The following is a 17,004-nucleotide window of genomic DNA, read 5'->3' as shown; positions in this document are numbered from 1 at the left end:
CCGACCCGCCGGGTCGGCGGCGTCCGCACGTCTGGTGTCTTTCGGCACCGGGCACGAGAAGGCCGGCGACCGGAGCTCCGGTCGCCGGCCATGTCGTACTTCAGCGGCGGATGCCCGCCCAGTCGTGGTGCCGTCGAACGGTGGAGAGGATGAAGTCGACCACCCGACGGGAGGTGTCCGGGACCTGGTAGTCGACCGGGCACGGCACCCCCTGGGCGGCGACCTGGTCCACGGTCACCTCGACCGCCTCGACCACGCCCTGCGGGTCCAGCCCCGTCATGATGATCCCGCCGGCGTCCAACGCCTCGGGCCGCTCGATCGACTCGCGCAGCGTCACGGCGGGAAAGCCGAGGATCGCCGCCTCCTCGCTGATCGTGCCGCTGTCCGAGAGCGTGCAGTGGGCCCTGGTCTGCAGGTGCACGTAGTCGAAGAGGCCGAACGGCTCGTGGAACGCGATCCCCTCGAGGGCGGTGGCGTCCGGCGCCAGCGCCTCCAACCGCTTGCGCGTGCGGGGGTGCGTCGAGACCAGCACCGGATGCCCCCACCGGTCACGGACCGCCCGGAGGCAGTCGAGCAGGCGCCGGAGACGAGACGGCTGGTCCACGTTCTCCTCGCGATGCGCGCTGACCATGAAGTACCGGCCGGGCACGAGGTCCAACTGCCGGAGGATCGCCGACGCGGCGATGTCCGACCGGTAGTGCTCCAGCACCTCCCGCATCGGGGAGCCGGTGTGCAGGATCCGGCGCGGGTGCAGGCCCTCGGCCAGCAGGTTGCGCCGGGCGTGCTCCGTGTAGACCAGGTTGAAGTCGGCGACATGGTCGACCAGCCGCCGGTTCGTCTCCTCCGGCACGTTCAGGTCGAAGCAGCGGTTGCCGGCTTCCATGTGGTAGACCGGCACCCGCATCCGCCGGGCCATCAGCGCGGCGATGCAGCTGTTGGTGTCGCCGAGCACGAGCAGCGCGTCCGGTCGTGTCTCGGCGATCGCCGCCTCCATGCCGACCAGCACGCCGCCCAGCACGCGACCGAGCGACGAGGTGTCCACCCGCAGGAACCGGTCCGGCTCGCGCAGCCGCAACTCCTTGAAGAAGATGTCGGAGAGCGTGCTGTCCCAGTTCTGCCCGGTGTGCACCAGCAGGTGATCCACCGTGTCGTCGAGCCGGGCGATCACCCGGGACAACCGGATGATCTCGGGTCGGGTGCCGACCACCGTCATGATCCGGGTCATGCCCGTCCTCTCTCTGCTGCCAGCTTGCTCATGATGTCCTCGAACTGGTCCACACCCACCCGCAGCGACATGCGCTCCTGATAGACGCGCCGGGCCCGCAGACCCAGCTCCGCAAGGGCCACCGGGGACTCGGCCGCCGCGACGGAGAACCGCGCGGCGAGCGCCCGCCAGTCCCCGGGCGGGGCGACCAGGCCGACGCCGGCCGAGCGGACCAGCGCGGCCGCGTCACCACCCACGGAGGCGATCACGGGGGCGCCACACGCCAGGGCGGCCTGCAGCTTCGACGGGATGCTGCCGCGCAGTGCGGGCAGGTCACGCAGGCAGACGAGCTGCCAGTCGGCGGCCGCGTACAGCTCGGCCATCTGCGCGGCGGGTCGCCGGCCGACGAAGCGGACGTTGTCGGCGCCGAGGTCGGCGGCGAGCCGCCGGGCGGCGTCCTCGCCGGCGCCGGAGCCGACCAGCACGAGGTCGACCCGGTCGCGGGCGGCGGCCGCGGCCCGGATCGCGGTCTCGATCCCCTGCAACAGTCCGATGTTGCCGGCGAACATGACGGTGCAGCGCCCCCGGTGCCCGAGCACCGCGCGGGCCTCGTCCGTCGCCGGCACCGGCCGGAACAGCGCGTCGTCGGTCCAGTTCCACACCACCCGGACCCGGGCGGGATCCGCGCCGCGGGCCACCACCAGGTCGGCCATCGCAGGTGAGATCACCACGACGGCACTGGCCAGGCGGTACGTCGCGCGCATCAGCGCGGCGATGCCCCGCTGCAACGCGCGGCCGGTCCGACCGGTGGGCGCCATGCCGGACCCGAGCACGGACTCCGGCCACAGGTCCTGCACGTGGAGCACGATCGGCGTACGCCGGGCCGCACGGGCGATCGCCGCCGCGGCGAACGACGTGGGTGGCGGATGGTACACGTAGGTCACGTCGGCGTCGGCCAACCAACGGGTGCCGCCCAGCGCGCTGCTGGCCCCGAAGGAGAGGTGGCTCAGCGCACGCCGGGCGGCGGACGTGTCGTGGCTGGGGTAGGTGGGCACGCGCCGGACGGCCACGGGGCCGTCGGCCTCGGTGTGCCGCCAGCGTTGCCGCCAGCCCGGGAAGATCCGGCCGTACGGATAGCTCGGGAAGGTGGTGAGCACCCGCACCTCGTGGCCCCGCTCCGCCAGCTGGCGCGCCAGGTTGCCGGGGATGAACACTCCTTCCGGCGGATACCACTGGCTGACCAGACCGATCCTCACGCGGCGACCACCGGCTGCTCCGGCCGGGGACCCTCCACCGGCTCGGGCCAGGTGTCCGGCCGGCCCGGGTCGAACACCTCGTTCGTCCAGAACAGGGTGACCAGTTCGTCCGATCCGGTGTTGACCAGCTTGTGCACCCACATGGTGGGCATGTCCACCAGCACCGGCTCGTCGCCGGAGACGGGGAACCGCACCACCTCGGTGTCGCCGACCCTGCGCAGACTGATCTCGGCCGTCCCGTGCAGCACGACGAAGCGCTCCATCTTGGCCAGGTGGAAGTGCTCGCCCCGGGTGACGCCGGGACGGGTCGTGGAGCAGAAGGTCTGCCCGCCTCCTCCGTGCGCCTTGACCGTCTCGACCAGCTCGCCCCGGGCGTCGGCCCGGCGCGGCAGCGCCAGCGGATAGTGCGCGGGGAAGCAGTGCGACCGGTACGTGTTGAACAGCCGCACGTCGTGCCGGTCCAGCAGCGCCGGGATCTCCCCCGTCCGGTAGGTGGCGGCGGCGTCGGCGAGCCGGTCGGCGAGGGCCCGCACGCCGATCCGCAGCGCCGGCATGGCCGGATCCCACGACCCGCCGGCCGGGGCGCCCACGAGCCGGGCCGCCGCGTCCGTCACGTGCACGAGGCTCAGCTCGCGGTCGCCGTGCACCTCCGGCTGCCCGCCCTCGGCGAGCAGCCGGCAGAACGTGGCCACCGCGGAGTTGTAGAACGGCCGTCCGTGTTCCCCGTACAGGTTCGGCAGCAGGACGTCGTCGACGGGCAGTCCCGTGTCCGCCAGGATGCCGGCGGCGGCGGCCTTGGCGTCGCCGTAGGGCGTGCCGTTGCCGGCCTGCACCGAGTTGGCGAAGACCACCGTCCCGGGCGGTGTCGGGCAGTGCTTGAGACCCTGCGCGAGCTGGGCGGCGAGCTGCACGTTGCCGGCGGACACGTCCGCCGGCTCGCCCCGGTTGACCCCGGCCAGGTGCAGCACCCGGTCGACCCCGCCGACCTTCGCCGCGACCCGCTGGGGGTCGGCCAGGTCTGCCCGGGTGACGACGACCGGCTCCGGCCAGCCGAGGACGCGCGCCAGTACCCGTACGTGCCAGCCCAGGAAGCCGCCGGCTCCGGTGACCGCGAGCCTCAGCATGCCAGCACCGGGTCCCGCAGGGCCAGTTCCGCGCGGACCTCCGGCAGCGTCTTCAACAGCTCGATGATCTCCGGTACGCCCATCCGCGGCGCGTTGGCGGAGTTGAAGTCCTCCGCCGGCCCCGCACCCAGCTCGCCCTCGTCCACGTAGAGCGCGTAGTTCAGGTCGCGCGCGTCCAGCGGCACCCGGAGGAAGTCGCCGAAGTCCTCGGCCTGGGCGAGTTCCTCCCGGCTCGCCAGCGTCTCGTCCTGCTTCTCGCCGTGCCGTACGCCGATCACGTCGAGCTTGGCGGGCACGTCGAAGAGCTCGCAGACCGCCTCGGCCAGGTCGCCGATGGTGCAGGCGGCGGCCTTGCGGATGAAGATGTCGCCGGGCCGGGCGTGCTGGAAGGCGTGCTCGACCAGCTCCACCGAGTCGGCCAGCGACATCAGGAAGCGAGTCATTCCCGGGTCCGTCACCGTGGGCGCCCGGCCCGCCTTGATCTGCTCGATGAAGAGCGGGATCACCGAGCCGCGCGAGTACATGACGTTGCCGTACCGGACGCAGGAGATCGTGGTCGCGCTGTGCGGGTTGTTCCGGGCGTGCGCCTGGGCCACCTTCTCCATCAGGGCCTTGCTCATGCCCATCGCGTTCACCGGGTAGACGGCCTTGTCGGTGCTCAGCACCACCACCGAGCCCACCCCGTTGCGCTCCGCCGCCTCGACGACGTTGGCGCTGCCCAGGATGTTGGTCCGCACCGCCTCCAGCGGGAAGAACTCGCACGAGGGCACCTGCTTCAGGGCCGCCGCGTGGAAGATGTAGTCGATGCCACGGCTGGCCCGCAGCACCGAGTCGTAGTCGCGCACGTCCCCGACGTGGTAGCGGACCCGGTCGTCGCCGAGCATGCGGCGCATGTCGTCCTGTTTGGCCTCGTCACGGCTGAACACCCGGACCTCACCGACGCCGCGGTCGAGGAGCCTCCGCACCATCGTCTTGCCGAAGGAACCCGTGCCGCCGGTGATGAGGACCCGGCGGCCGGTGGTCGAATACGTCACTGGTTGCTCCCCGTCTCGCTGCTGGCGGATCGCGACGGCCGCGCCGCAGGTCACGGGGCGGCGGCAGTCACATCCCCCGCAACGAGCCGGCCCGGGACCGGGAAACGGCCAAACGGGACGAACAGGCACCGACCGCGCAGCTCCGCCTCGTTGCGTGGCAGCTCTGGCCGCCGAATGACCCAAAGCTCAAACAGGACATTTGGGATTTGCTATAACATCCTGGTGCAATTGCCAACGAAGCCGGTCATCGGTCGGTGGCGCGCCATCGACGGCGGAGCCAGCCCGGACGCAACCGCCCCTCGCCGGGCGACCAGCGCCTGGGCGCCTCTCAAGCTCGCCTCCGCATATCTGCTGGGAACCTTCGCCCTCTTTCTCACCATCGGGCGAGCTGCGGAGAGTCCGGACCTGGTGCGGTTGACGCTCTTCGTCCTCGCTGCCGTCGCCGCGCTCTGCCTCGGCTACGCCGCCTGCGTCCTGCGGCAGGGCGGCATGCGGGCAGCCCCAGTTCAAGACCTCGCAGCCCAGCAGGCTCCCCGTCCGTTGGTGGCCGTCTGCGCCACCTACGTCCTCCTGCTGGGGATCGCCCAGCTCGGCTTGATCGGCGTGTCCAGCCCGATCGAGTTGGCGCACGCCGTGACCCACCCCGGCGAACGGTACTTCCACCAGCTGCAGCAGGAAGGACAGTTCTCCCGGCCGGTGCAGGTGCTGACCCTGCTCGCGGTGCTGTATCCCCTGCTCATTCCCCTCGCGGTCTGGTTCTGGGCCAGCCTCGGCAGGCCACTCCAGCTGTACGTGCTGGCGAGCATCGCCACGTACACGCTGTACTTCATGGCGATCGGGATCCTGAAGGGCCTGGGCGACATGCTGATCTGGTGGGGGGCGAGCTATCTCCTGCTGCTCGGCTACCGCTCCCTACGACCGATCCGGTCGCGACCCGCCGGCCGGACGAGCGGATGGCGACACGTGGTGGCCTGCACGGCCGTGCTGTTGGCCTTTGTCGGCTACATGTCGTTCAACCAGATCGACCGCGCCAGGACCTCGGGGCAGGGGCCCGCGATCGCGGGCAATCCCGTGGTCGCCCAGCTGGTCGGCGATGACCTCGCCGCGGGGCTGGCGGTGACCCTGTCCTATCCGACCCACGGCTACCTCGGGCTGAGCCACAACCTCAGCGTGCCCTTCGAATGGACCCGAGGCCTCGGCGCGTCACCGGCGCTCGGCAGCTACCTGGAGCAGTACACCGGCATCAACCCGCGGCACAGCGATCGGTACACCGCCCGTACGGAGGCGGCAACCGGCTGGCCGGACGGCATGTACTGGTCGACCATCTTCCCGTGGCTTGCATCGGACCTCACCTATCCGGGGTCCATCGCGTTCATGGCGCTCGTCGGATGGTTCCTGGCCAAGTTCTGGTGGGAGGCGATCCGGCAACGACGCCTGCTGTCCATGGCGCTGTTCTGCCAACTGGCGCTGCTGATCGCCTTCGTACCGGCCAACAACCAGCTCGGCCAGACCCGGCCGGCTCTGATCGCCTTCGTGTCCCTGTGCGCGCTGTCCGTGTCGGACCGCCTCCGGCGATGGGCGGCGCTCACCGCATCCTCTGGAGGGCCGCGGGTGAGGGACGGAACGCCGGTCGCCAGCCGGGCGGAGGAGGCGCCGCCACATCGCCTGGTCGCTGTCGGCGGGTGACGCCCGGCAGGTTGCGCGGACACCACGGAGGCGATCCATCAGGTCATCTTCCGGAATTGCCCACCTTGCACCGATCGCGCTGGTAGAACTGGTGCGCCAGCATCCGGTCCGCCGGATGCGCGACCCGCGAGTGACGGGACGGCAGCAAGCCGGCCTGCTCAGGGCAGAGGAGAGCGTGTGGCCAGTCCCCTCGCAGCCACGACAGCGGAGTCACGCAACACATGGAAACCTAACCCGCTCCGTCCCGTGCCTACGACCGGCAGAGGCACCGATCTGCCGGCGATCGCGCTGCTGTGCGCAGCCGCGTTCATGGCAGCCTGGTCGCAGGACCACCCGCTCGTCTGCGCCGCGTTGATAGTGGGCGTGATCGTGTTCAGCGGACGTCTCCCACACCTGCGCGCCCCCGATGCCATGGCCCTGGTCGTCGCCGCGTGGGCCGGCGCCACCACCATCTGGAGTCTGGACCACGGGGCATCCGCTCGGGCGACGCTCAACTACGCCTCGGCGGCTCTCCTCTTCGTCGCCACCCGGCATGTGGTCGTGCGTATGTCGTCGGTGCTCACGGTGGCCGCCTGCTACCTGACCGGCTGCCTCGTCCGCGCGCGGGACGTCATCACACAGGCGAGCACGGGCGACCTTCCTCAGCGCACCGACGCCTTGGACCTGACTGTTCGATTCGGGGTGGAAGGGATCAACTTCAATTTCACCGCGTACACCCTGGTGACCGGCGCGCTGATGGCGTCGCTGCTGCTCACCGTGGGTGGGCAGGCTCGTCTCACCAAGCTCCTGACGCTCGCCCCTCTGCCGGTTCTGGCCTGGGGCGTGCTACTCAACGGCACCAAGGGTGCCCTCGTCGCTCTCCTCCTGGTGCCCGTCTACCTGGCCGTCAGCAAGGTGCTGCCCCGGGTCGCTCTGGCCGTCGCGGCCGTCGGCGTTCCGGCGCTTCTCGTGCTCGTACCACTCGGTCTGGGCCAGGACATACTGCTCGGGTTCGACAGCGGATTCGGACAGCGGACGACAGGTGACCTGTCCGGTCGGTTGCTCATCTGGCCCGACGCGGCGGCGAGCTGGTCGGATTCACTGTTGCTGGGCATCGGCGTCGGCGCGTACCCGCTCGTCAATCCCCTCGGGGTGGGCGCGCACAGCCTGCTGCTGACTGTCGGCAACGACCTCGGACTGGTGGGCCTGCTCGGATACGTGGCGGTGTTCGCGCTCGCACTCGGGGCATATGCGAGGGGCTTCCCACCCGCCCGTCGGCGGGCGGGCCTGTTCGTCGTGACGCTCTCTCCGATCTGGCTGACAGGGCACTGGGAGGTCGCCCTGGGCGCCTGGCTGACCCTGGGGCTGCTGACCGCACTACCGACCGGCCGCAGCGCGACATCGACGGGGGCTGGCCGCCACCGGCGGCGCCGGGACGGTCAGCGGTGGCGGACCGCCGCCGTCTCGGTGGCCGGCAGGACGACCGCCTGACCCTCCTCGCGCCGCCCAGAGACCCGGCGCCACAGCGCCATGTACCGGTCGAGGACAGCGGGAAGCGCGTACTCCCGGGCCACCTTCGCCCTGGCCCGTCCGCCGAGTTCGCCACGGTGGATCGGGTCGCTCATCACCGCCATCAACGCGGCAGCGAGCCGATCCGGCTGGTGTGGCGGAACCACCACGCCACATCCTTCGCCCAGCATCTCAGCCACCGCCCCCACATCCGTGGCCACCACCGCACACCCGAGCGCCATCGCCTCGAGAATCGCGTTGGGGAAGCCCTCCGAATGGCTGGGCAGCACGAAGACCTCGCAGCCGGCCATGAGTTCCAACAGGTCCTGCCCGGCCAACTCACCGAGGAAGGTCACGCCGTGCTCGGGGGCGGACGGCCGGATCCGCTGCAGGTAACCGCTCTCGCAAGGGCCGGCGATCACCAGTTCCCAGCCGGTCGTCTCGATGTCGTGCCAGGCGGCCAACAGGTCCTCGACACCTTTCGCGGGGATGACCCAGCCCGCGAAGAGCACCTGCTTGCGCCGGGATTCCTCGGGCGCGCGCGACGGCAGCGCCGACAGGTCTATGCAATTGGGAATGCGAGTGAGCACCTGGTGGTCGGCGTGGGCGTGTATCGCCTGCTCGGTCTCCTCGTCCAGGACCACCACCGCTGACGCCCGTTCGATGACCCGCCGCATCAATCGCCACTCCCGTCGACCGCTGGCGGCGATCTCCGGCACCCTGCCGAACCGGATGTGGTAGACGAACGGCACCCGGAACGCCTGGCAGATCCGGACCAGTACGAGGTCGCGAAGCACACCGAGGTGCCCAGACGTGTTGGCGTGCACGACGTCGGGCCGCCGTCGCACCATTTCCCAGCCGAGCGCGCACGAACTTCGGGTCAACTGGACGGCTCCCGCTGCGATCCGGCGCGCCAGCGACGTCTGATGGATCGACCTGCCCCGGAGCGCGATGTCCACGACGACGACATCGGCGTCGGCGTGCCGCACGGCTCCCGCGATCATCGCGGTCCAGCGCGCGATACCTCCCAGCGGCGGCGGCAACGGCGAGACCAGGGCCAGCCGAAGTGGACGCTTCACCGCCGGGCCTCCCCCGCCGTGCCCGCCACCCGGGCGAGATGGGCCGCGAACTCCGAGGCCACCTCCTGTCGTGAGTGGTGCACCTTCGCGTATGAGTAGCCGTTGTCCCCGAGCCGCTGGCGGAGCAGAGGGTCGCCGCACAGTTGCGCGATCCGCCCCACCAGCGGCTCCACCTTCTCCTCGCCCACCACCAGTCCGGCGTCAGCCGCCAGGATGTGCCGCATCGATGCCAGCTCGGCCGGGCCGTGCCCAAGGACGGGCCGACCCGCGGCCAGGTACTGCGGCAGTTTCGTCGACAGCGACAAGCGCGTGTACCGCACGAGATCGGGCGCGAACGACTCGACGTGGACGAGGACGTCCGCGCTCCGCAGGATCGAAACCACCTCCGTGCTGCCGACGGATCGGGCGAGGTGGACTGCCGACAGGTCGGCGAAGGCCGGGGCGTACCGCTCCAGGTCGTGCTTGGGCGCGTACACCGTCAGCCTTGCCGGCGGGACCGACGGCGCGATGCGCTCCAGCGCAGATCCGATCCGTGCCAGTGCAGCCCAGCGTCCCAGATGCAGGCCTCCGGCGTAGACGAACTCCACCGTGCCCTCGGCCGACCTCGTGCCGGGCGGTCCGTCGCCTGCTCGGTACCCGTCGAAGGCGGTCCCGTCCACGCAGTTCATGAAGGCGGCGAAGGGGATGCGGTAGCGCCGGCGGTACTCGTCGGCCATGGGGGTGCTGATGCACAGCCCGGAGCGGGAAAGTCGCACCGCTTCACGGAGGTGCGCCTCCACCGCCCACCGGCCGAGGCCGAGCAGTTCGCCGTTCGCGTACAGCGTGGTCGGCCAGTCGTCCATGAAGTGGGGCACCAACGGCACGCCGCAGTGCCGAGCGATGCCGCAGGCCAACCGCATGACCCGGACGCTGCCCAGCACGGAGTAGACGACGTCCGGACGGTACCGGCGGGCCCAGCTACGCAGCTCTCGCGGAAGGAAGAGCGGGCTCAGATCCGCGACCGCCCGCATGTGCTGCCATGTCCGCCCCCGCAACGGGGTGGCAGTGCCGGCAACCGGCCCCTGGGGGCCGCCGGGGGAACTTCTCGTCATCAACCGGCGCGTCCAGTAGTCGACCGGCGCGCTGCGCGGGTCGAGCGCGAAGTAGCGCCGGCACACGTCGGTCGAGGGCGTCGTCGCGGTGATGTGGACCTGCGCCAGCCGGTCTGCTGGCCAGCCGCCGAAGAGGTTGGAGAGAGTTATCCCGGTCCCGGTCGTGTGCCCGAAGGGCTCGGCGCCCACCACGAGTACGCGCGGGTGCGGTGACACGTCCGTCATCAATTGGGTTCCTTTGCTCGTGCCGCGTGGGTCTTGAACACCGCGCGGTATCCGTACAGAGCCCCTGGAACCACCGTCAGCAGATAGACCAGGGTGCCGGCAATCGGTACGGCGGCCACGCCGTACCTGCCGGCCGCGTACCACTTGAGGGGAATCGAGACGACCAGGTAGAGCGTCCACCCCAACAGCTGCGGGCGGACGACGCCGGCGGCGTTCTGCACCATGAAGCACGGCGACATCGCGGCCAGCAGCACCCACCAGCCGGCCAGTCCGGCAAGCAGCAACCCGCCCTCGTCGAGGCGGACGCCGGCCCATGCCTCGATCAACGGGCCGCCGACGAGCACCAGTCCACCCCCGAGACCGACCGCCATGCTGGACGACAGGATCGTCATCCGGCGGCTGGTCCGCCGTACCCAGTCGATCTCGCCCCGTGCGAGTGCCTCACCGTTCGCCGCCCAGAGCGGGACGTTCACCAGCGAGACCAGGATTCCCAACTGGGCGAAGAGCCGCGCGGAGACAGCGAAGTCGGTGACGTCCCGCATCCGCAACACGTGCGCGATCACCAGCGCATCCGCGTTGCTCGCCACCGACATGACGATCGTCAGCAGGAGGAACAACCCGCCGAGAGCCAGCAACTCCCGCGCCTCGCCGCGATCGGCCGCACGTAGCCGAGGACGCAGTTGCGGCAGGGCTCGCCCGTACACCCAACAGCTGGTGAGCAGGTTCGTCAGGACCGGTCCCGCGACGCTGGCCGTCACGACACCCACCGGCGGCAGGTCGAGGTGCACGGCGAGCAACACGAGCGGCAGGGCGCACAGGCCGCCGAGCGCCTGCCACAGGTTGCTCTGCGCCACCTGCTGGTACGCGAACTGCACCCGGACGACCAGGGAGAGCGGCACGTTGACGACGAAGGCCGTGAGGCAGGCGAGCACGAAGGGCTCGGCCTCGGACCCGGCCGGGTCACCGTCCGCGCCGAACAGCCCCGCCCACGGCACCAGCGACGAGCTCGACCACAGGCACAGCAGGATCAGGACTGCGATCCCGGCGAGCAGGACGTAGGCGCTCGACACGTAGCGACGGGCCCGGGCCACGTCCCCCGTTGCGTAGCAGGGCGCGAGTTTGGTCATCAGGCCGTTGCCGAGGCCGAGGTCCGCGAAGGCCGCCATCGCGGTCAGGGCGCCGATCGCCGCCCACAGTCCATAGAGTTCCGGCCCGAGCTCCGTCAGCATCACCGGAATCAGCACGAGTGGAGTCACCACGCCGATGGCTCGGCAAACCACTGTGGCCGCCATGCCGGTGAGGAGACGCCGTTGGCGGTCACGGGCGGGCAGGACGTCCGCGTCCGCAATCGTCGGCGGTGCAGGCCGCACCGTGGGTACACCCACCTCCTCGCGAGACAGGGACACGGTTCACCCACCGGTCCGCGGCGTGAGTCCCAATGCGCCGGTCAAGGCCGCCCGCTCATGCTGCCCTGACGGAGTAGCGCTTGAGTCGCAGTGCTGGCTTCTCCACCAGGTGCCAGGAGGCAGCCGCGCAGCCGAGAGTCAGGGCGATCATCAGGGCGACCAGGGCGGTGCCTCGCACCGGCCAATGATCGCGGCCGACCCAGATGAGGAGGTTGACGAGGGGCATGTGCCAGATGTAAGCCCCAAAGCTCAGATCGCCGATGCGGGCCGTCAGCCCGTGGAGTGCGGCCGGCCCTCGATATCCCAGCCAGAACACCAGATAGGACAGGGGAACGCCTGCCAGTACACCGAGCACGACCCGTCCCGAGGAGCCGGTCAGATGCTGTGCCCAGTTGAGTGTCAGGTATCCGCAGAGCGCGACGAGCGCGACCAGACCCGACCGGGGCGCTTGACGCCACAGCCGCGACCACATGACACCGAGCATGAAGTAGCCGAGCCAGGGTAGGACCGAGACGCCGAGTAGCTGCTGAATTCGGTTCTCGCCTGTCAGGCTCGACGACCAGGCGTACAGGCCGCACCCTGCGACGGCGACAAGTGCCGCGCTGCCCATCATCGCACGGAACGAGCGACGAACGGCCAGCAGCACCAGTACCGGCACGATCAAGTAGAAGCCGATCTCGGCGGGGATCGTCCAGAGGCTGCCGTTGATCACACCCGTACCAAAGCCGCTGAAGAGCGACGGATGGTAGACCGGCGCCAGCAACAAGGTGCTTCCGAACCAGCCTGCGAACTGGATGTCGGCCAGTGACCGAACGCCTATGACGCCGACGAGCAGGAGGACCCCCGTCATCACCAGCAAATAGACGTAAATGGCCGGAGCGACCCGCAGAAACCGGTTGCGGAAGTAGTCCGCCCAACCAAGGCCACTCTGCTGGCACCTCAGTGCTGAGGAGAAGACCAGCCCGCCGCTGATGATGAAGAACACGGCAACGCCGTCGCCGAACCACCTGCCGCTGCCCGGTTCATACCAGAGGAAACGACTGCCCGTGTGCTCCACGATGTGCTGGACGACGACCGCGAGTGCCGCCAGCAGTCGGAGCAGATCGAAGCAGTTGCCCTCCTGCTGTCGTGCAGATCCGGTTCGGCGTGCCGCCGAGCGCACGATGGTCGTCATATGATGTGTCGTCTCCCTGCGATCGACATGTCCGTACAGTTGACGCAGCCGGCGCTCCAGCGCCTACCGCCGCCGGTAAAGGAATCGAGAAACGCGGCGAGCGGATCAGCGAACCGTCGGCAGTCGAAGGAGGACTCGGCGGTAACGCGCTCCGCCAGGCGCATCTCCTCTCGCTGAACGGTGGGGACGCATGACCGCCCGCCGCAACACCACTAGCAGGAAATGGCAGCCGCGTCGCGGGTAGCGGCGCTTTAAGAAGGAACTGATCGCGATGACGCCTTGGCGGCGGGGGTAGAAACCCTCCCCCGCGCCGATATGCCACACAACGCCCGACCCCGAAGTCTCGCTGACCGCGACCGGCGTCGTCGGGCCGCTCTCACCGCTGGTCACAAACGTGTCCGAGCGGGTCATGGCCATCGACCGCGCCGGGCCGAAGACGCATCGCGAGCCAGGCTCGCCCCAGGGGAACCGAAACGGGCCACGTAGGCGATCCATGTTCCCGCACCTGTCATCGTCGCCCCCATCCCGTCGGACCGGCCAGCCCGCGGATGCAGGGGCCGACGAGGAGGGCTTCACAGTTCGACGGGCACACGACCCGACATCCAGCCGACGGTCTCCGCCAAACCAGCGCGGAGCGGATACCGACGCACCGCGGGAAACAGCTCCAGCAGTCGTGAGCAGTCGGCCTGCGAATCGCGCACGTCGCCAGCGCGTGGTGGGCCGTGCACCACCTCGAGCCGCCGACCGAGCACCTCTTCCAGCTCCGCGATCAGCTCCAGCAGCGAGATCCGCGCGCCGAAGGCGAGGTTCACCACGTCCGGGGCGCAGACGCGACGCAGGATCGCGTCGACGATCACGTCCGTGACGCTGCCGACGTAGGTGAAGTCGCGGGTCTGGTTGCCGTCGCCGTGCACCTGAAGCGGCCGGCCCTCCAGCGCCGCCGAGACGAACCTCGGCACCACCGCGGCGTACGAGTGGTTGGCGGCCTGGCGCGGTCCGAAGACGTTGAAGAACCGGAACGGCAGCACGGCGGTGCCGTAGCAGGAGGCGTAGGCAAGGGCGTACGCCTCGGTAGCCAGCTTGGAGACCGCGTACGGGCTGACCGGCATCGGCCGCAGCGTCTCGGCCCGGGGTAGCAGCGGGTTGGCCCCGTACACCGAGGACGACGAAGCGAGGATCACCTGCGGCACTTGGTGGCGCCGCACCGCCTCGAGCACTGTCAGGGTGCCAGTGGCGTTGGCGTGGTGGCTGCCCAGCGGGTTGTCGATCGACCGGGGGACCGATCCCAGCGCGCCAAGGTGCACGACGGCGGACGCCCCCGCGACAGCCTCGTCGAGCAGGTCTGGATCGAGGACGCTGCCCTGTGCCAGGCGGACGGGCAGGTCGAGGAGGTTGTCCAGCGATCCGGTCGAGAGGTCGTCGACGGCGACGATGTCGCTGACCTCCGGAACCTCCGCGAGCGCCCGGGCCAGGTTCGAACCGATGAAGCCAGCTCCACCGGTCACCACGATTTTCACGGTCACTCCTGTTCACGCGCGATGCTGGTGACGGCCGACGGGTCCGCCGGGCCTATGACCGAATCAACGACGAACGGCGCACCGAGATGCGCGAATGCAGATGCTCCGCCCATGAAATGCCACGCCGACCGGCATCGTCGAGGGCCCCGCTTCTGGGGTGTTGGCGGGCAGAGGTTGGTCGAGCAGGACCGGATGGAGAACGCTCCCGCACAGCACGCACGTCGCCAGGCCGTGCAGGTTCTCAGATGCGCTGGAGAATGCGCGAATTACCGCATCTGGCCAGGTACGGTCAGACCACCTGACCGCCGATGAGCAGGAAGCTGATCATGAGCGAAATTCTGATTCTCACGGACTATCGAGGGGCCTTCCACTCCACCGTGGCGACTCAGCGGACTCTGTGCACGATGAACATTTCCCGGATAAGTGGGCTTCTCCGCGATTTCGGTCACGAAGTGGAGACCCGCCAATTCTCCGAGGTCGACTTTCGGCGCGACTACCGGAACGTCCACCTGCTCTACACGTCGTCCGAGGACATCGGCCTGGCTTACCGCAGTTACCTCGAGGACGTCATCCTCGCGCTGCAACTGTCCGGCGCAGAGCCGATCCCTCACTTCCCGTACCTCCGGGCGCACCATAACAAGTCGATGATGGAGATGCTCCGTTACCGGCTCTTTCCAAAGGATGCGGAGGCGTTCGGCACCCGCGTGTACGGGACCTACGAGGAACTGGTGGCACAGGAGCCCGAGGGCGGCTGGCCGAAGGTCGTGAAGTCCGCGTACGGGGCCGGCTCACGCCAGGTGGCCAGGGCGGACGACCGGCGGACACTGCTGAGTACGGCGCGCCGACTGAGCCGGACGTGGGATCCCGGGGACGTGCTCAGAGAGTTGCGCAGGCGCGTGTTGTGGCGGGACTACCCCCGATCTTCGCTGCACCGGGGAAAGTTCGTGGTGCAGCAGCTCGTCGACGGGCTGGACGGAGACTTCAAGGTCCTGCGTTACGGCCGGCGCTACTACGTCCTCTACCGCCGGAACAGACCGGCGGACTTCCGCGCCAGCGGGAGCGGAAGGTTCACCGGCCTGATCCCCGACGAAATCGAAACCGACCAGCTGCTGGACTATGCCCGTGGGGCGGCGGAGATCATTGGCACACCGTGCCTCTCCCTCGACATCGGGTACGACGGCCGCGACTTCCACCTCATAGAGTTCCAGTGCCTGCACTTCGGCACCCTCACGGCAGAGCGGTCCACCCGGCACTGGATGGACCGCGGCGGCCGGTGGGAGGAGCGGGTCGAGCCGTGCGACCTCGAACTGGTCTTCTCCGAAGCGATCCACGAGCACCTGACGAGTTGAGCGAGGGTCAAGCATGCGTCAGGTTCTACTCCTGGGGATGTACCGCTTCCCCCACGGCGACGCGCCGGCGAACCGGATCCTCTCCCTCGCCAAGACGTTCAGGGAGGCCGGATTCGCACCCTTCGTGATTGGCAACGGTGTCTACGACCCACGGTTCCTCACCCCCAGGGGCCGTCACGAGGTCGACGGCCTGCCGTTCACGTCGGTGCGCGACCGCGCGGGACGCCCGGCGGCCCGGATCCTGGCCCGGTTGTTCCAAGGCCTGACGCTGGCCCGCGCCGTCCGCCGGCACGGCGTGGATCGGGTTGAACTGTTCTACACCACGCAGGGAACGCTGACGCTCAGCCTCGTGCTGATGTGCCGGTTCGTCTGGCGTCGGCCGCTGATCGTCGACTGCATGGAGTGGCACGAGCCCTCCCAGTTCCGCTGGGGCCGGCTCTCCCCGCGGTATCTGCAATTCGTGTACAAGTTCCACCTGCTCTGTCGTCGAGGCGACATGGTCACGGTGACCCGCCTGGTCGCCATGGAAATGGCCCGGCGCCACTGCCGCGTCATCCGGATACCACCGCAGGTCGACGTCCGGGCGTTCCCCCCGCATCGGGCGCCAGCGACCGCATCCCGGATCGAGGTGTTCTACGCCGGCACCCCCCAGGGCAAGGACGATCTGGGGACGGTGCTAAGAGGTCTGGGCCTGCTCCAAGCGGACGAGCTGTCCCGGGTGCGGCTGACCGTCGCCGGCCCTTCACCGACGGAGGTCACCGCGATCGCTGGCGGCGAAGACGAAATGCGGCGCCTCGGCGGGGCCGTCCGTTGCCTTGGCAGGATCTCGCGCGCCGACGTGCTGGACCGGCTGGCCGAGTCCCACTTCACCGTGCTGCTCCGCCCGGTCACGACATACTCGGCGGCCGGCTTCCCGTCCAAGGTTCCGGAGAGCCTGGCGGCTGGCGCCTGCCCTATCGTCAACCTGACCAGCGATCTCGGCGAGTACCTCACCGACGGGGAGAACGCCGTGGTCGTTGAGGCGTGCTCCGCCGAGGCGTTCGCCACGGCCTTACGTCGGGTGATCTCCCTATCCCCCGGCGACCTGGTCCGGATGAGCCGCAACGCCCGGACATTGGCTGACACTCGTTTCGACTACCGTGCGTGGGCGGCTCCGCTCGGCCGGTTCGTCGACGAGCTGACGGCGCGGGGCCGGCGCGCGGGCGTGGGGTCCGGAAGATCGGTCGGTGAGCCCGCTGAGGGCAGCCAAGACCGACGCGGCCGGGAACCGACCCACCACCGGCGGTGATGGCAGATCCATCGAACCGTTGACAGCGGCCGAGACAGCCCGGCGCACCTTCCGGTACGCCCGTCCGGACGCCGTGAGATGTG

General features: G+C 69.7%; 13 protein-coding genes. 4 read left to right on the top strand and 9 right to left on the bottom strand.

Features of this window, described 5'->3' with window-relative positions; translation table 11 throughout:
- Window positions 1-100: 100 nt before the first annotated feature.
- From wecB to ACFY23_RS21155, 4 genes are read right to left on the bottom strand one after another with little or no spacing between them, the layout of a single operon-like run.
- A complete protein-coding gene (wecB, locus tag ACFY23_RS21170; RefSeq protein ID WP_350677912.1) occupies window positions 101-1,225 on the bottom strand; it encodes a non-hydrolyzing UDP-N-acetylglucosamine 2-epimerase in 1,125 nt (374 codons plus the stop codon).
- Window positions 1,222-2,460 (bottom strand): glycosyltransferase family 4 protein, encoded by a 1,239-nt coding sequence (locus ACFY23_RS21165; protein ID WP_350677909.1) that lies wholly within the window; start codon window positions 2,458-2,460, stop codon window positions 1,222-1,224. The genes wecB and ACFY23_RS21165 overlap by 4 nt, the downstream gene beginning before the upstream one ends.
- Window positions 2,457-3,584 (bottom strand): NAD-dependent epimerase/dehydratase family protein, encoded by a 1,128-nt coding sequence (locus ACFY23_RS21160; protein WP_350677907.1) that lies wholly within the window; start codon window positions 3,582-3,584, stop codon window positions 2,457-2,459. The genes ACFY23_RS21165 and ACFY23_RS21160 overlap by 4 nt, the downstream gene beginning before the upstream one ends.
- The gene (locus ACFY23_RS21155) at window positions 3,578-4,618 is read right to left on the bottom strand and encodes a polysaccharide biosynthesis protein (protein WP_350677906.1); all 1,041 of its coding nucleotides are present in this window, start codon (window positions 4,616-4,618) and stop codon (window positions 3,578-3,580) included. The genes ACFY23_RS21160 and ACFY23_RS21155 overlap by 7 nt, the downstream gene beginning before the upstream one ends.
- A gap of 174 nt (window positions 4,619-4,792) precedes the next feature.
- Between ACFY23_RS21155 and ACFY23_RS21150 the strand changes: the two genes are divergently transcribed.
- Together ACFY23_RS21150 and ACFY23_RS21145 are read left to right on the top strand one after the other, a co-directional pair.
- Window positions 4,793-6,304, top strand: coding sequence for a hypothetical protein (locus ACFY23_RS21150; protein ID WP_350819218.1), 1,512 nt, complete (start codon window positions 4,793-4,795; stop codon window positions 6,302-6,304).
- A gap of 177 nt (window positions 6,305-6,481) precedes the next feature.
- Entirely contained in the window at window positions 6,482-7,774 is a 1,293-nt protein-coding gene (locus ACFY23_RS21145; protein ID WP_350819217.1) for an O-antigen ligase family protein, read from the top strand.
- Here the strand turns inward: ACFY23_RS21145 and ACFY23_RS21140 are convergent.
- The 5 genes from ACFY23_RS21140 to ACFY23_RS21120 all read right to left on the bottom strand — a co-directional run bounded on the left by ACFY23_RS21140 (window position 7,723) and on the right by ACFY23_RS21120 (window position 14,284).
- On the bottom strand, window positions 7,723-8,871 hold the full coding sequence (locus tag ACFY23_RS21140) for a glycosyltransferase family 4 protein (protein ID WP_350677898.1): 1,149 nt from the start codon (window positions 8,869-8,871) through the stop codon (window positions 7,723-7,725). The genes ACFY23_RS21145 and ACFY23_RS21140 overlap by 52 nt on opposite strands.
- Entirely contained in the window at window positions 8,868-10,187 is a 1,320-nt protein-coding gene (locus tag ACFY23_RS21135; protein ID WP_350677896.1) for a glycosyltransferase, read from the bottom strand. Before ACFY23_RS21135 ends, ACFY23_RS21140 begins: the two co-directional genes overlap by 4 nt.
- Window positions 10,187-11,479: an oligosaccharide flippase family protein gene (locus ACFY23_RS21130; RefSeq protein ID WP_350677895.1), complete on the bottom strand. Its 1,293-nt coding sequence runs from the start codon at window positions 11,477-11,479 to the stop codon at window positions 10,187-10,189. The genes ACFY23_RS21135 and ACFY23_RS21130 overlap by 1 nt, the downstream gene beginning before the upstream one ends.
- A 169-nt stretch (window positions 11,480-11,648) precedes the next feature.
- Window positions 11,649-12,767, bottom strand: coding sequence for an acyltransferase (locus ACFY23_RS21125; protein WP_350677892.1), 1,119 nt, complete (start codon window positions 12,765-12,767; stop codon window positions 11,649-11,651).
- Window positions 12,768-13,339: 572 nt separating this feature from the next.
- On the bottom strand, window positions 13,340-14,284 hold the full coding sequence (locus tag ACFY23_RS21120) for an NAD-dependent epimerase/dehydratase family protein (protein ID WP_350677890.1): 945 nt from the start codon (window positions 14,282-14,284) through the stop codon (window positions 13,340-13,342).
- 326 nt (window positions 14,285-14,610) lie between these two features.
- Between ACFY23_RS21120 and ACFY23_RS21115 the strand changes: the two genes are divergently transcribed.
- Together ACFY23_RS21115 and ACFY23_RS21110 are read left to right on the top strand one after the other, a co-directional pair.
- The gene (locus tag ACFY23_RS21115; protein WP_350677888.1) at window positions 14,611-15,633 is read left to right on the top strand and encodes a hypothetical protein; all 1,023 of its coding nucleotides are present in this window, start codon (window positions 14,611-14,613) and stop codon (window positions 15,631-15,633) included.
- Window positions 15,634-15,646: 13 nt separating this feature from the next.
- Window positions 15,647-16,921 carry a glycosyltransferase gene (locus ACFY23_RS21110; protein WP_350677886.1) on the top strand — a complete coding sequence of 425 codons (1,275 nt, stop codon included), beginning with the start codon at window positions 15,647-15,649 and terminating at the stop codon, window positions 16,919-16,921.
- The last annotated feature ends 83 nt before the right edge of the window (window positions 16,922-17,004 follow it).

Source organism: Micromonospora sp. NPDC000121, assembly GCF_042899165.1.
Classification (GTDB): domain Bacteria; phylum Actinomycetota; class Actinomycetes; order Mycobacteriales; family Micromonosporaceae; genus Micromonospora.
The sequence above is the reverse complement of the archived record's forward strand: the minus strand, read 5'-3'. Positions and strand labels throughout refer to the sequence as shown.

Coding starts and splice junctions, on each gene's coding strand:
- ACFY23_RS21160 (WP_350677907.1), bottom strand. CDS start 3,584: ATGCTGAGGCTCGCGGTCACCGGAGCCGGCGGCTTCCTGGGCTGGCAC.
- ACFY23_RS21150 (WP_350819218.1), top strand. CDS start 4,793: ATGACCCAAAGCTCAAACAGGACATTTGGGATTTGCTATAACATCCTG.
- ACFY23_RS21130 (WP_350677895.1), bottom strand. CDS start 11,479: ATGGCGGCCACAGTGGTTTGCCGAGCCATCGGCGTGGTGACTCCACTC.
- ACFY23_RS21135 (WP_350677896.1), bottom strand. CDS start 10,187: ATGACGGACGTGTCACCGCACCCGCGCGTACTCGTGGTGGGCGCCGAG.
- ACFY23_RS21115 (WP_350677888.1), top strand. CDS start 14,611: ATGAGCGAAATTCTGATTCTCACGGACTATCGAGGGGCCTTCCACTCC.
- ACFY23_RS21125 (WP_350677892.1), bottom strand. CDS start 12,767: ATGACGACCATCGTGCGCTCGGCGGCACGCCGAACCGGATCTGCACGA.
- ACFY23_RS21110 (WP_350677886.1), top strand. CDS start 15,647: ATGCGTCAGGTTCTACTCCTGGGGATGTACCGCTTCCCCCACGGCGAC.
- wecB (WP_350677912.1), bottom strand. CDS start 1,225: ATGACCCGGATCATGACGGTGGTCGGCACCCGACCCGAGATCATCCGG.